Origin of the sequence: Nocardia sp. NBC_01499, assembly GCF_045040275.1 — a bacterium.
In the GTDB taxonomy this organism is placed as follows: domain Bacteria; phylum Actinomycetota; class Actinomycetes; order Mycobacteriales; family Mycobacteriaceae; genus Nocardia.
On sequence record NZ_CP109426.1, the window covers coordinates 6,414,211 to 6,427,355 of the forward strand.

Sequence of the window (13,145 nt, forward strand, 5' to 3'; positions counted from 1 at the left end):
TCGGAGCGGGGGCCGTTTGCGTTATCTGCCGGTCGTCAATCCCACCAGGCCGTCAACACACCTTCGGTATACGGCCAGCTCCCGAGCGCATCCCCCATCTCCTCCTGGTTCTCCTGCACGATCACTTCGCTTGCCCCCCAACGCTCTTCCTCCGCCACCCGAGCCAACTCCCGCGCCTTGTCCAGACTCTCGGTCAGCACGAACAACGTGTCCACGTTCCAGGTGTTGTCCGGCAGATCGCGCAGCTTGATCAACGACATCGGCGCAAGCCAGTCAGGATGCGCTGCCAAGGCCACCCCGAGCCGATCCATGCACACCGCAACCCACAGATCTCGATGCCGCTCCAGGCTCGCGACAACGCGACCACCATCGAAGTCGTTGAACCGCCGCCGCCGAACCAACTCCAGCTGAATCTCCTGCACAGTCGCACTAGAAAGCATCGGCCCACTCATGGGTCACTCCTTCGCACAGCCGGTCGAATTGGGCACAGCTACCGTAGCCAATCCACCCGCCACCCCAGCGATGTAGGCGTCCAAGTGCGTTCTCAGCCGAGAAAGGGCCGTGCCCGGCCTTCAGCGTGATGTTGCAGCCGGAGTCGGACAGTGTCGTGGACCGGGAGCCTGTCGAGTTCGCCGAGATTGAGGTAGCGGACTGCCGTGGACTCGTCGCTGACCGCCAACTCACCACCGACCACCTGCCCGTAGTAGGTGATGTTGAATTCCTGCCGCACCTCGCCGTCTGTGTATGCGATGACGTGGTCCGGATCGGTGTAAATGCCGAGCAGCCCAGTGATTTCGATGTCGAGCCCAGTTTCTTCCTTCGTCTCCCGGACCACGCACTGCTCCAGCGTCTCGCCGATCTCCATCGTCCCGCCGGGCAGCGACCAGTTACCCGAGTCGGACCGGCGCTGCATCAGGATCGCACCATGCTCGTCGACGATGAGCGCGGATCCGCCGGGTACCAGGCTGTTTGCCCTGGGGGCGTTGGGATCTCGGTAGTAGTCGCGCCTGTCGCTCATACCTGCCCCTGACCTGGGTACGGAGTTGCGGACTCCCAGATTTGTTCGAACTGGTCGGCGTACGAAGAGAAGATCCCGTGTGGCGAGAGCTGTCGTAGGTGCAGCGCGGGATGCTGGTAGCCACGGGCTCGGACGAGGCATAGCGCAACTCGCCCGGCGACGGCCTCAGATCGATTGTTGCATAACCGTTTTGAGTGCTAGGCGACCTTTACGGTGTGCGGGCCGACGCTGACAGTGATGTTGACGCTGCCTCCCAATGCTTGAGCATAGGCGCGGAGCGTATCGAGTTCCATCGCGGCAAGGTCGCCATTTTCGATCTGAGAGACACGCGCCTGCGAAACGCCGAGGATGGCGGCGATCTCGGCCTGGGTCTTTCCTACGGCTTTGCGTAGTTCCTTCAGATGGTGGCCAGCGATGTGAGCGTCCAATTGTGCGGCAGCGGCAGCCTGGGTTTCGGGGTCGGCCAGTTCCGGGTGTAGACGGTGGGCTTCCGCCTTAACTTCGCGCCAGTTTCGTGCAGGACTCATTGCTTCATCTCCTCGTTCTTCTCGGCGCGGTAGTCGGCATAGCGTTGCTCGGCCAACGGGATCGCGTCGTCGTACCAATGGGACCAGCGTCCGGCCTTGTCGCCTGCGACGAGGACGATGGCCTCGCGGTCGGGATCGAAGACGAACAGCATGCGGATCTCCGAATGTCCGCGCGAGCCAGGCCTCAGTTCCTTGAGGTTGCGTAGGCGGCTGTGCTCGAGTGTGTCGACCAATGGCCGCCCGAGGGTTGGACCTACCGCTGCTAGTCGGTCGAGTGCTTGTTCAACTAGGGCGGCTGTCGCAGGGTCTGATTCGCACAGCTTCATGAACCAGTGGTCGACCGGTTCGAGAAGCACGAGTTCCCAGGTCACCTAGAAAATATAACATAGGCCTTATGTCAGGAAGCGTGATGGGAAATTTACTTTTTGGAGGGATATTTTCTGTAAGAATATTTTCAATTGAAGGGGTTTGGTGGGTGGTGCGTGAGCGCGGCTGGGACCTGCCGAATCCTGGTCCGCCCGTTGCGAAAGCGAGTCGCTTCATGACCGAGTACCACCAGATCTTCGATCTCGGTGACTTCACCACGCAGCATGGTGCCACGTTGCGCGGCGCCTTTCTGGCGTATGCCACCTATGGCGAGCTCAATGCCGAGAAGAGCAACGCCATCGTCTATCCGACGTGGTACTCCGGGCGACATTGGGACAACGAGTGGTTGATCGGGCCGGGGATGGCCCTGGACCCGGCCGAGTACTTCATCATTGTGCCGAACATGATCGGCAACGGCCTGTCCAGCTCGCCGAGCAACACCCTGCAGCCGTACGACCGCGCGCGCTTCCCCGACATCACCGTCTACGACCAGGTGGCCGCCCAATATCGTTTGGTGACAGAGAAATTCGGCATCGAGCGCCTCGCCTTGGTAACCGGCTGGTCCATGGGAGCCGGCCAGACCTACCAGTGGGCGGTGAGCTATCCGGAGATGGTCGAGCGGATCGCCCCGTTCTGCGGTTCCGCGCGAACGAGCCTGCACAACAAGGTCTTTCTGGAGGGCGTCAAGGCGGCGCTGACCGCCGACTCGACCTTCGCGGGCGGCTGGTACGGCGAAAACTGGCCGACCACCGGATTACGCGCCCTGGCAAGGGTTTACGCGGGCTGGGGTTACTCGCAAGCCTTCTACTGGGAGAAGGAGTACGAGAAGCTCGGCTACACCTCACTCGAGGACTTCCTCATCGGCTTCTGGGAGGGCTTCTTCCTCGACGGCCGCGACCCGAACAACCTGCTCACCATGCTCTGGACCTGGCAGAACGCGGACGTCGGCCAGACGCCCGGCTTCGACGGTGACACCGAGGCCGCGCTCGCCTCGATCAAGGCCACCGCCCTGGTCCTGCCTGCGCAGAAGGACCTCTACTTCCCGCCGGAGGACGAGGCCTGGGCCGTCTCCCGCATCCCCAACGCCGAACTCCGCGTGATCCCCGGCATCTGGGGCCACTTCGCCGGTCACGGCAAACATCCCGAAGACACCCGATTCATCGACACCGCCCTAACCGATCTCCTAGGCAAGCCCGGTGGCCTGGCCTGATTCGGGCCGTGAGCTACATATGCGTGGTCGCGCTCGGCGCACTGCTGCTCATCGGCATCGTCGTGCTCGCGGTCTGGGACGACGTGCGTGATCGGGGCGAGGATCGAACCGAGGAGAAGCGCATCGATATAAACAACCATTGAGGTTCATTCGGACGTCACCGCGGCGTCGGCGGCGGCCGTCACACTGGGTCCATGCGTCGAACGTCGGTGGGTGTCGCGATGGTTCTGCTGGCCGGTGTCCTGAACATGGATACCGCGGCTGCGGACGGGCCGCCCGCGCTGTTCGATCTGCAGGCGCATCGTGGTGGGGCGGCCCTTGTGGTGGAGAACACGCTGCCCGCGTTCGCGAATGCGCTGGAACTCGGCGTGCACACGCTCGAGCTGGACGTGCAGATCACCGAGGACGGGTACGCGGTGGTCACCCATGACCGTGATCCGAGTCCGGACAAGTGCGTCGACACCGTCCCCGCCTTCCTCGGCGATCCGAAGTTTCCGTATGTGCCTGGTACCAGGTTCATTCGAGACTTGACGTTGGCCCAGGTCCGCACCATCGATTGCGGCTCAAAGCGATTGGCCGACTTCCCGGAGCAGCGAACGGCCCCCGGCGCTCGAATGCCGCTGCTGTCAGAGGTTTTCGACCTCGTGCACGCCTATCGCGCCGATGAGGTAATGCTGAACGTCGAGTCCAAAGTCGAAGCGGGCGCACCGGAACAAACCGCACCCCGCGAGCAGTTCGTGCAGGTGATCGCGGCCGAAGTGCGGCGAGCGCATCTCGAAAACCAGGTAACCATCCAAAGTTTCGACTGGGGTTCCCTCATGCGCATGCGCGAGGTTGCGCCGGAATTGCCGCTCGTCGCGCTGACCAGCGGGCAGGATTTCTTGCAGCAAGGTCAGCCCGGTGCGTCGCCGTGGTTGGGCGGCATCGATATCGATGACTTCCCCGGCTCGCTTCAGGAGAAGTTCGTCGGCGCCGCAGCGTCTTTCGGCGCTGCAGCAGTATCGCCGGTGCACGGCAGCCCGCAGGACGGTACCGTCGACGACCCCGGCTATCAACCCTTCACGACCGCCGCTCTGGTGCAGGCCGCCCACCGGCGCGGCATGCGAGTGGTGCCGTGGACGGTCGATGACCGAGCCACCATGACCGCGCTGATAGACCTCGGCGTAGACGGCCTCATCACCAACCGCCCAGACCTGTTGCGCACCATCCTCGCCGAGCGCGGCTACCAGCTACCGAAGGCATACCCCCGTCCCTGACCCGCAGTCTGGAAATGATCGCGGTCGCACGGAAAGTGGACAACGCCCACCCCGCACGGTATGAAAATAGAACACGTTTCAGTTTTGCGGTGGGAGATGCGATGGACAGCGCGGCCATGGGCGAGTTGGTGATGGCGGGGTTCCAGAAGTTGGGGTTCATCCAGTTCGCCGGGATCGAAGGGGTGGAGTTCGATGCGGGGCGCAACGTCGTGCGGATGGCGCCGCGCGCCGAGCATCTGAACCACAACGGCGATCTGCATGCGGCGGTGCTGTTCGGGCTGGCCGAGACCGCGGCGATGGGTGCGTCGGTATCGGGCATCGTCGACCTGATGGGGGAGACCTTCATCGTGGCAAGGGATGGCCGGATCGAATATCGGGCGCGCGCGAAAGGTGATGCGGGACCGTATCTTGCGACATCGGAGGTGTCCGGCGAGGTCTTGCAGCGGGTGCGCGCGGATATCGCGGCGCGGACATCGATCGAACTGGAAGTGCCGGTGAATATCACCGATAACACCGGAAAGTCCGTTGCCGCAGCGACATTCACCGCGGTCATCCGGCCGCGTAGGTAGTAACCGGCGTGGGTGCGCTTGGTGACCGAGCGCACCCACCGCCTCAGCGCTCGCTGTCGAGCAGCGCCATCTGCGCGGTGGCGTAGCGTTCACCGGCGATCTGATCGGCGGGCACCGCGGCCTCGATGGTGGCCAACTCGTCCTTGGTCAGCGAGATATCCAGCGCGCCAACGGCTTCGGTCCAGCGTTCGCGCCGCCGGGTGCCGATGATCGGCACGATATCCGTGCCGCGGGCCAATACCCAGGCGATGGCCAGCTGGGCGACCGAAACATCCTTGCCCGCGGCGATTTCGGCGAGTGCGTCCACCAGCTTCAGATTCTGGCTGAGGTTCTCGCCCTGGAAGCGCGGGCTGTGCGCACGGAAATCGTTGGCGGCGAACGTGGTTCCGGCCTGCACCGAGCTGCTGAGCAACCCACGCGACAGCACACCGTAGGCGGTGATGTCGATGCCGAGTTCGCGGCACAGTGGCAGGATCTCGGCCTCGATGCCGCGCGAGATCAGCGAGTACTCGATCTGCAGGTCGGCGATCGGATGCACCGCCGCAGCGCGCCGGATGGTGTCGGCGCCCACCTCGGACAACCCGATGTGTCGCACATAGCCCGCCTCGATGAGCTCGGCGATCGCGCCGACGGTGTCCTCGATCGGGACATTCGGGTCGAGCCTGGCCGGACGGTAGATGTCGACGTACTCGACGCCGAGCCGCTGCATGCTGTAAACGAGGAAGTTGCGCAGGGCCTCGGGCCGGTTGTCCACGCCGCCCCAGGTGCCGCCGGGCCCGCGCAGCGCGCCGAACTTCACGCTGAGCACCACGTCCTCGCGGGGCCGTTCCGCGATCGCTTTGCCGACCAGTAGCTCGTTGTGCCCGGCGCCGTAGAAATCGCCGGTGTCGATGAGGTTCGCGCCGGAATCGAGCGCGGCGTGGATCGTAGCGGTGGATTCGGCGTCGTCGGCGGCACCGTACACGCCGGACATGCCCATCGCGCCGAGCCCGATACGGCCGACGGTCGGCCCGGTCTTGCCGAGCTGAGCAGTGGGGATCTTCGAAGTCGTCATGAGATAAGCCTGACCCTCCGGCACGGATTGCGGCAGAGATCGCTGATCGGGGGATTCCCGATCCCTGGCTGAGCGGCGCGTTCCGGGGGAAAGTAGAGGTATGGACAGAACCGAGCTGGCCGACTTCCTGCGCCGCCGTCGCGAGACGCTCACGCCCGCGGATGTGGGTTTGCCGCCCGGTGTTCGGCGTCGCACTCCCGGCCTGCGCCGGGACGAGGTGGCGCTGTTGGCCGGCATGTCGACGGACTACTACACCCGGCTGGAGCAGTCGCGCGGGCCGCGGCCGTCCACCCAGGTGCTCGCCTCGCTGGCCCGCGCATTGCGCTTCAGCAGCGACGAGCGTGACCACCTTTACCATCTGTGCGACCACGCGGCGCCGGGACGCGAACTCACCGACAAGCACGTCGGTCCAGGACTGATGCACCTGCTCGCCAAGCTGGACGACACCGCAGCCACCGTGATCACCGACCTCGGCGAGGTGCTCGTGCAGAACCGCATGCACACCCTGCTGCTCGGCGATCACGGCAACCGCAACGGCTGGGACCGCTTCTACGCCTACCGCTGGTTCACCGATATCGAAGGACGCGCGAACTTCCCCGAAGCGGACTGGGATCGTTTGGGCCGCAAGCACGTCGCGGATCTCCGTGCGACCGCCGCCCGCCGAGCCGGCGACGCCGACGTCGCCGAATTCATCGACAAGTTGCGTTCCGTGAGCACGGAATTCGTCCGCCTCTGGGACGAACACGAAGTGGCGGTGCGACTTTCGGACACCAAGAGTATCCAGCACCCACAGGTCGGCCTGATCGACACGATCTGCGAGACACTGCTCACCCCGAACGCCGCCCAACGCCTGCTTGTCTACTTACCGCGCCCCGGCACGGATGCCGCCGAGAAGCTGGACCTGTTGCGCGTCATCGGAACTCAGACCTTGGACTCCGCCGACGATATCGACGCACACCGGCCCTGATCCGACGAGGGCCGCCTAGTGCTTGCGGCGTCGCCGCCCGTGCCGGATCAGGGCGCGCCGGACACGTATTCGAGCGCCGCGTCGATCGCGGGCTGACCGCCGGCCATCGCGAGCCCGGCCGCCGCGCCGAGTGCCGCACCGAGCACCGTGGTGATCGGCACCGTGATGAAGTCGATGACGAAGAGTCCAAGCGGAAAGCCGAGGACGAAGCCGATTCCGGCGCCGATTCCCGCGCCCGCCAACACAATCGGCATGGCCTTCTTGACCTCGGCGAAGAAGTTTTCCTGGCTGCTCACATCGCGCAGCGGCGTCTGCGACATATTGTCCGGAACGAGGGTGAGCCGATGCCCGGCCTCCTCGATGACCGGATTCAACGCCACCCGTTTGTCGCCGACGCGCAGCGCCATCGGCAATGCGGCGACCACACTTCCGTCGTGATCGGTCAGCGTGACGACCCTGCCGTCATGGATCAGGTCGAAGCGGCCGTCCTGGATCGTCGTCACCGCGGCGCGCCGATCCTCGGATGCCGCGACCTGGTAAGCGATTTCGGCGAAGGACCCGTGCACGTCGAGCGCGCCGTCGGGGGTGGTGGTTGCGGGTTCCGCGTGCGTGGCACCCGTGCTGATCACGGTGGCCACCAGGGCCAGCAGTGCCGTTGCGGTGATTCTGGAAACTCTCATCGTGCTCTTTCGGTAGCGCTGCCCCTGCGCAGTGTGTTCGTCGGCGACAGTAACAGGCGCGACCGGGCCGAACCGGTCTTTCGACCGGGCATGGCCGGAATGGCCGCCTCGCCACTTTGCGCCATCAGAAGGGTTCCGGCGCAACGTAAGTCGGCTTAGAGCTGTAATTCGCTGCTCAACCGTCGCAGGTATCCGGCGAACCGCTGCCGATCGAGCTCGTCCCAGTCGGCGGTGAGGTCGGTGAAGACGTGGCGCTGCCAGTCGCGTGCGTCGGCGAGCAGGCGCTCGCCGCTGGTGGTCAGCGCCAGCGAGGTCCGGCGCCGGTCGCGCTCGGACTCCGCGCGCGAGAGATGGCCCGCCGCCGTGGCGTCGCGCACCATCCGGCTTGCCCCCGAATGGTCAAGTCCGAGCTGATGTGCCACCGAGGTGATCGTGGCCTCGCCACCCTGCTCGACGGTGGCGGCTACCGCCTCGACCACCTGGACGTGCTGGGCGTGGCGCAGTTCGTCGGGTAGATCCTCCGACGTCCGGTTTATCCAGCGTCGTGACCAGAATCGAACCAGCCGAAACAGTGCGGGTCCGCCGTCGGCGGCGGTCCCAGGCCTGGCGGTCGCCCGTCTGCTCATCCTGTCAGCCTAATCAGGTTCTGGCCGGGCCGATCCGGCGCTTGCGCGGCTTGAGGTGCAGGCCGGGCAGAGGTGGGGCCGGGATGCGCTGCTCCGGCGGATGGCCGGCGATATCGGCGAAGCGGCTGAGATCGCGGTTCTCCCAATCGTTTCGGGCCGCCACGATGTCTTCATGGCTGCGGGCCACGAAGTTCCACCACATCACCAGTTCCTCACCGAACGGCTCGCCGCCGATCAGCGCGAAATGCGCTCCGGCACTGCTGGTCAGCGAAATCTCGTCGCGATCGGTGCCGAGGTAGAGCAGCGGTCCGGCGGCCAGCGGTGTGCCGTCGACCGTCACCTCGCCCTCGATGACCATCAGCGCGTGCTCGAAACCGCGTTCCAGCGGGAGGGTCACCTTGCCCGGTTCCAGCCGCACGTCCGCGCCGACGATCGGCGTGTACGCGGTTGCGGGAGAAGTGATTCCGGCCAGTGCGCCGATCAGCACGACGGCACGGATTCCGGGTGCCTGGTAGACCGGCAGCTCGCGATGCTGCTCGAAGTGTGGATCGATCCCGGTCTTGTTGCCGGGCAAGGCGATCCACAGCTGCAGGCCGTGCCCGGCGTGCGCGCCAGCGACACCGTATTCGGAATGCGCGATGCCGCGACCCGAGGTCATCAGGTTCAGCTGACCCGGCTCGATCTGCACATCGGAGCCGACCGAGTCGCGGTGCCGGATCCGGCCGTCGAACGGCCAGGTCACCGTCTGCAGGCCGATGTGCGGATGCGGGTCGATATCCGGCGACGCCCCGGTGTCGGTGACCGTCGGCGAGCCGAAGTGATCCAGGAAGCACCACGCGCCGACGGTTGGCAGATCACGTTGCGGCAGAACGCGTTCCACGAAGACGCCGCGCACGCCGCCGAGTGGCACCTCGCGCGACGGGTACAGCTCGGCTACCGGGCCAGGGCCGGGCGCGGGCTCGCACAACGCCTCCGCGGGATGCGGATCAAGGTCACTCATGGCTGCGCCTCGCTGGCGCTCGGCTCCGCCATTCGCGGGGACGCTGTGTCGTTGGTTCGCTCGCTGCGCTCCCTCACCGACTGATTCCCTTACCGATGACATGCGCGTCATACTGCGGGTGCTTCTCCAGGTAAGCCTTGATGAACGGGCACAGCGGCCGGATCACGCGCCCGCGCTCGACCACATCCTCGATGGCGTGCTTGGCCAGCGTGCTGCCGAGTCCCTTGCCGGAGAACGCGCCGTCGATCTCGGTGTGCGTGAACACCGTTTCGTCGTCGCGCTCCTCGTACTCGGCGAACCCGGCGAGCTCCCCGCCGTAGAACACCTCGTACCGGTGCTTCTCGTCGTTGCGGACAACCTTGGATTCCGAGGCGGCTGCGGTCATGGTCGAGTTCTCCTTCGATGCGCGGACCGGATGTCTGCTGAGGATCGACACGCGATTGAACGCGCCGATCGTGGTGGCTGCCCAGACGACGACGGACAGCTGGTCGTCGGTCAAATGTTCGCGAGCGAAAGCGTACTCACGCTCGATGGTATGCTCGTCCGGCAGCGTGGCGGTGATCTCGGCCAGCGCGAGCGCGGCCTGTTCCTTCGGCGAGTACAGCGCCGTGCGCCGCCACGCGGGCAGCACGGCCAGTTCCTGATCGGTGTTCCCGGCGGCGAGCGCGGCGCGCTGGTGCGTGTCCAGGCAGTAGGCGCAGCCGTTGATCTGGGAAACCCGCACGTTGATCAGCTCGATGAGCTTGCGGTCCAAGCCGACTTCGGCGCCCGCGGCGCGTACTTCGCTCGCGACCTTGCTCAGTGCACGGAACGCGGCGGGCGTCTGCTTGTCGATCCAGACGCGGTCATGCGATACATCGGGCTTCACTCCACTGGATATTAGTGGCCCGCGCGGCCGGGCACTCGGTGGGGTCGCATTCAAACGGACCGAGGTCCGGCTTCATTTACACCGGCGTACAGAACTCGTAGAGATCGTTCGCCAGCCCTCGCGCGGGCCGGTGAACCGGACAAACATTGAGGGTTCATCAAAGGAGAAACGTCATGAGGTTCCGCAACCGCACCGCCCCCACCTTGGTCGCCGCCTGCCGCCGCAGCGCGCACCGAATCTGGGCCAGGCAGGATCTCACCCCGCAAGAGCGAGCGAACTTGATGGTCGGGTGGACCCCGCCCGCGATCATCAGCGCCTCGCTCGGCGGGCGAACCTTCCACTGAGGCAGCGCCACTCCGGCAGAGACCGCGCCCTCGGTAGAGACAGTGTGGCCCCGGCGATCCGAATTCGGGTCGCCGGGGCCGCCTGTTGTTCCTAGATTTCGGCGAATCGCCGCAGGTTGAACGGCTCGACCAGGACCTGGTCCAAGGCGGCCGCGCACTGCTTCAAATGCGGGGTCTCGAAGTGTGCCGCCAAGGCCTCCGCGTCGACCCATTCCTCGAGCAGCACGACCCGGCTCGCATCGGTGGGGTGCAGATACAGCTCGTAGCCGAGGCAGCCGTCTTCGGCGAGGGTCGGCTCGATCATGTTCTGCAACACCTCGCGCAGCTCGGCCTCGTGGCCCGGCTTGGCGGTGAAGCGGACATTGAGCGTCAGCGTGGACACGGTGAACTCCTGATCTGTTGTGGTGCTTGCTATTCCCTGCCCGCGGAGACGAAAGACAGATCCCCGGAACGGTTTCCGGCCACCTGGCCCGCGATCGGCTCCAGCGTCGCCAGCTCGTCGGCGGTCAGCTCGATGGTCGCGGCCGCAACGTTCTCGGCGAGCCGAGTTCTGCTGCGGGTACCGGGAATCGGAGCCACCGACAGGTTGTGCACCCCGGCCTGCGCGTGCAGCCAGGCCAGTGCGACCTGTGCCAGGGTACCGCCGCGCGCCTCGGCGATGGTCCGCAGCGGAGCGAGCAGCTCGGCATTGCGGGCCGCGTTGTCCTCGGCGAAGCGCGGAAATGACCGCCGCACATCGCCTTCCGCGAGTTCTCGCACCGCGCCGGTCAGGAAGCCGCGACCGAGCGGCGAATACGGCACGAAGGCGACGCCGAGCTCGGCGGCGGCGGGCACCACCGTGCGCTCGACATCCCTGGAGAAGATCGACCATTCGGACTGCACGGCCGCGATCGGATGCACCGCCTGCGCCGCGCGCAGCTCGGGTCCGGTCACCTCGGACAGGCCGATCGACCGAATCTTGCCCTGCCGCAACAGCTCCGCCAGCACGCCGACGGTCTCTTCGATCGGCACCTGCGGGCTGCGCCGGTGCATGTAGTACAGATCGATGGTGTCGATGCCCAGCCTGCGCAGGCTGGCCTCCACCGCGTTGCGAATGTAGTCGGGTGAGTTATCGATGCCGCGATAGGTCGGGTCGTCGGCCTTGCGGACGATGCCGAACTTGGTGGCGAGCACCACCCGGTCGCGGTTTACCCGCACGAACTCGCTGAGGAATTCCTCGTTGTGGCCCGCACCGTAAACGTCCGCGGTGTCGAAGAACGTGACGCCCAGTTCCAGCGCCCGGTCCAGCGTCGCTCGCGATTCGGTGAAGTCGGAGGACCCGTAGAACTCGCTGATCCCCATGCAACCGAGCCCCTGCACGCTCACCTCGATGCCACTGGCACCCAACGTGGTCTTCGGGAGCATTCCTGCGGTGGTCATACCTTCATCCCTTCAGTGTCCTGCACTGTGATCGCGGCCGGGCGGGCGAACTGGGCCTTGCCCTCGTAGACGTCGATCTTGTAGTCCAGTACGGCCACGGTCTGCTGAAGTTCATCGATCTTGGCGAGCACCTCGGCGCGGGTATTGCGGAACATCGCCAGCCGCTCGGGAAACGTCGATTCGCCCGCACGCACCAACTCGGCGTAGCGGACCATGTCGGCCACCGACATCCCCGTGGTGCGCAAGCGGCCGATCAGCGCAAGCCACTCCAGGTCGCGATTGCTGAACCGCCGCTTCCCGGCGTGATCCCGGCCGATGTAATCCATCAGCCCGATCCGCTCGTACCAGCGCAACGTGTCCCGGCTGAGGCCCGACCGTTCGGCGACCTCGCCGATCGAAAACCGAGGAAGTTCCCAGTCGCTGCCTCGCTCGTGCAATGCGGCTTCACCCATGACACCCGCCCTTCTCGTAGAACCCCGTCGACGCTAGTCACCTGGAGTGCACTCCAAGCAAGTCCAATGTACGTAAAAACAGTGGTCGGGTTCCGGCCGGCTGTGTACCTTGCGTGGGACACTGGTAGCTGACCAGGGGCGGGACGAGCTGAGGAGCGAGGGTGACGGCACTTCCGGATTCGGGGCAGCTGCTGACGATTGCCGACTACATGGCGCTCGGAGAAGACGACGAGCGCTGCCGTAGGGAGCTGCAAGAGGGGGTACTCAGTATTTCGCCGTCGCCGAAGCCACGACATAACGTCGCGGGTGCCAAGCTCTACGTCCAAATAGACGCGCAGCTTCCTGCAGGCTTGGTCGCGGTCCCTGATGTCGACCTTGACCTGCAACTTGTTCCCGAGGATGGGCCCGCCACGGTCCGGCGGCCGGACCTGGTTGTGGTCGAACGGGCCGAATTCGACCGAGTCGGTGAAGAGGAGGGGATCCTCCGCGCATCCGCCGCCCACCTCGTCGTCGAAATCGTATCGCCGGGCTCCCGGCGAACGGATTACGTCATGAAGCGCAGCGAGTACGAGGACGCCGGAATATCGCACTACTGGATCATCGACATGAGTCCGCCGCTCAGCTTGGTGGCTTTCCGGCTGACCGAAGAACTCGGCTACGTCGATAACGGTGAGGTGACCGATGTCTTCACAACCACCTCGCCGTGCCCGCTGACTATCCGGTTGGACCAGCTGGGCTGAACTGTGCGGCGTAGGCCGACGCGGTTAGAGCTCCGCAGTACGATCGCGG

At 65.4% G+C, this 13,145-nt stretch carries 19 protein-coding genes and 1 pseudogene; 7 read left to right on the plus strand and 13 right to left on the minus strand.

The annotated features are described in order from the left end of the window. Positions 1-35: 35 nt before the first annotated feature. From OG203_RS29390 to OG203_RS29405, 4 genes are all read right to left on the minus strand, one after another. Positions 36-452, minus strand: a complete 417-nt coding sequence (locus tag OG203_RS29390) for a hypothetical protein (RefSeq protein WP_405160487.1) — start codon at positions 450-452, stop codon at positions 36-38. Positions 453-544: 92 nt separating this feature from the next. Continuing rightward, entirely contained in the window at positions 545-1,018 is a 474-nt protein-coding gene (locus OG203_RS29395) for an NUDIX domain-containing protein (RefSeq protein ID WP_405160488.1), read from the minus strand. Between the two features lie 197 nt (positions 1,019-1,215). Further along, positions 1,216-1,545, minus strand: coding sequence for a helix-turn-helix domain-containing protein (locus OG203_RS29400; RefSeq protein WP_405160489.1), 330 nt, complete (start codon positions 1,543-1,545; stop codon positions 1,216-1,218). After that, positions 1,542-1,916, minus strand: coding sequence for a type II toxin-antitoxin system RelE/ParE family toxin (locus OG203_RS29405; protein ID WP_405160490.1), 375 nt, complete (start codon positions 1,914-1,916; stop codon positions 1,542-1,544). The genes OG203_RS29400 and OG203_RS29405 overlap by 4 nt, the downstream gene beginning before the upstream one ends. 170 nt (positions 1,917-2,086) lie before the next feature. Here OG203_RS29405 and OG203_RS29410 point away from each other — a divergent pair, with 170 nt between their 5' ends. The 4 genes from OG203_RS29410 (at position 2,087) to OG203_RS29425 (ending at position 4,946) form a co-directional block, all read left to right on the plus strand. Further along, complete coding sequence (locus OG203_RS29410) at positions 2,087-3,121, plus strand: alpha/beta fold hydrolase (RefSeq protein ID WP_405160491.1); 1,035 nt, start codon at positions 2,087-2,089, stop codon at positions 3,119-3,121. 8 nt (positions 3,122-3,129) lie between these two features. Continuing rightward, positions 3,130-3,264: a hypothetical protein gene (locus OG203_RS29415; RefSeq protein ID WP_405160492.1), complete on the plus strand. Its 135-nt coding sequence runs from the start codon at positions 3,130-3,132 to the stop codon at positions 3,262-3,264. Positions 3,265-3,369: 105 nt separating this feature from the next. Further along, positions 3,370-4,377, plus strand: coding sequence for a glycerophosphodiester phosphodiesterase family protein (locus OG203_RS29420; RefSeq protein ID WP_405168046.1), 1,008 nt, complete (start codon positions 3,370-3,372; stop codon positions 4,375-4,377). A gap of 89 nt (positions 4,378-4,466) precedes the next feature. Then, entirely contained in the window at positions 4,467-4,946 is a 480-nt protein-coding gene (locus tag OG203_RS29425; RefSeq protein WP_405160493.1) for a PaaI family thioesterase, read from the plus strand. A gap of 43 nt (positions 4,947-4,989) precedes the next feature. Here OG203_RS29425 and OG203_RS29430 read toward each other — a convergent pair whose 3' ends face one another. Further along, on the minus strand, positions 4,990-6,000 hold the full coding sequence (locus tag OG203_RS29430) for an aldo/keto reductase (RefSeq protein ID WP_405160494.1): 1,011 nt from the start codon (positions 5,998-6,000) through the stop codon (positions 4,990-4,992). A 100-nt stretch (positions 6,001-6,100) separates the two neighbouring features. Between OG203_RS29430 and OG203_RS29435 the strand changes: the two genes are divergently transcribed. Next, positions 6,101-6,967: a helix-turn-helix transcriptional regulator gene (locus tag OG203_RS29435; protein WP_405160495.1), complete on the plus strand. Its 867-nt coding sequence runs from the start codon at positions 6,101-6,103 to the stop codon at positions 6,965-6,967. A 47-nt stretch (positions 6,968-7,014) separates the two neighbouring features. On the opposite strand, the gene OG203_RS29440 is transcribed toward OG203_RS29435, so the two are convergent. From OG203_RS29440 to OG203_RS29460, 5 genes and pseudogenes are all read right to left on the minus strand, one after another. Beyond that, a complete protein-coding gene (locus tag OG203_RS29440) occupies positions 7,015-7,647 on the minus strand; it encodes a hypothetical protein (protein WP_405160496.1) in 633 nt (210 codons plus the stop codon). Between the two features lie 155 nt (positions 7,648-7,802). Next, complete coding sequence (locus tag OG203_RS29445) at positions 7,803-8,273, minus strand: MarR family winged helix-turn-helix transcriptional regulator (RefSeq protein WP_405160497.1); 471 nt, start codon at positions 8,271-8,273, stop codon at positions 7,803-7,805. Between the two features lie 13 nt (positions 8,274-8,286). Beyond that, complete coding sequence (locus OG203_RS29450; RefSeq protein ID WP_405160498.1) at positions 8,287-9,273, minus strand: pirin family protein; 987 nt, start codon at positions 9,271-9,273, stop codon at positions 8,287-8,289. Positions 9,274-9,346: 73 nt separating this feature from the next. Beyond that, complete coding sequence (locus OG203_RS29455; RefSeq protein ID WP_405168047.1) at positions 9,347-9,658, minus strand: GNAT family N-acetyltransferase; 312 nt, start codon at positions 9,656-9,658, stop codon at positions 9,347-9,349. 21 nt (positions 9,659-9,679) lie between these two features. Then, a pseudogene (locus OG203_RS29460) lies at positions 9,680-10,141 on the minus strand (carboxymuconolactone decarboxylase family protein); the annotation flags it as partial. Positions 10,142-10,314: 173 nt separating this feature from the next. Here OG203_RS29460 and OG203_RS29465 point away from each other — a divergent pair. After that, positions 10,315-10,485, plus strand: coding sequence for a hypothetical protein (locus tag OG203_RS29465; protein WP_375912535.1), 171 nt, complete (start codon positions 10,315-10,317; stop codon positions 10,483-10,485). A 91-nt stretch (positions 10,486-10,576) separates the two neighbouring features. Here OG203_RS29465 and OG203_RS29470 read toward each other — a convergent pair whose 3' ends face one another. The 3 genes from OG203_RS29470 to OG203_RS29480 are packed head-to-tail and all read right to left on the minus strand — an operon-like array spanning position 10,577 to position 12,356. Next, positions 10,577-10,867 carry a putative quinol monooxygenase gene (locus OG203_RS29470; RefSeq protein WP_405160499.1) on the minus strand — a complete coding sequence of 97 codons (291 nt, stop codon included), beginning with the start codon at positions 10,865-10,867 and terminating at the stop codon, positions 10,577-10,579. Positions 10,868-10,896: 29 nt separating this feature from the next. Beyond that, positions 10,897-11,904, minus strand: a complete 1,008-nt coding sequence (locus tag OG203_RS29475) for an aldo/keto reductase (protein WP_405160500.1) — start codon at positions 11,902-11,904, stop codon at positions 10,897-10,899. After that, on the minus strand, positions 11,901-12,356 hold the full coding sequence (locus tag OG203_RS29480) for a MerR family transcriptional regulator (RefSeq protein WP_405160501.1): 456 nt from the start codon (positions 12,354-12,356) through the stop codon (positions 11,901-11,903). The genes OG203_RS29475 and OG203_RS29480 overlap by 4 nt, the downstream gene beginning before the upstream one ends. Before the next feature lie 161 nt (positions 12,357-12,517). On the opposite strand from OG203_RS29480, the gene OG203_RS29485 reads away from it, so the two are divergent. After that, positions 12,518-13,096 carry a Uma2 family endonuclease gene (locus OG203_RS29485; RefSeq protein WP_405160502.1) on the plus strand — a complete coding sequence of 193 codons (579 nt, stop codon included), beginning with the start codon at positions 12,518-12,520 and terminating at the stop codon, positions 13,094-13,096. Positions 13,097-13,145 lie beyond the last annotated feature (49 nt).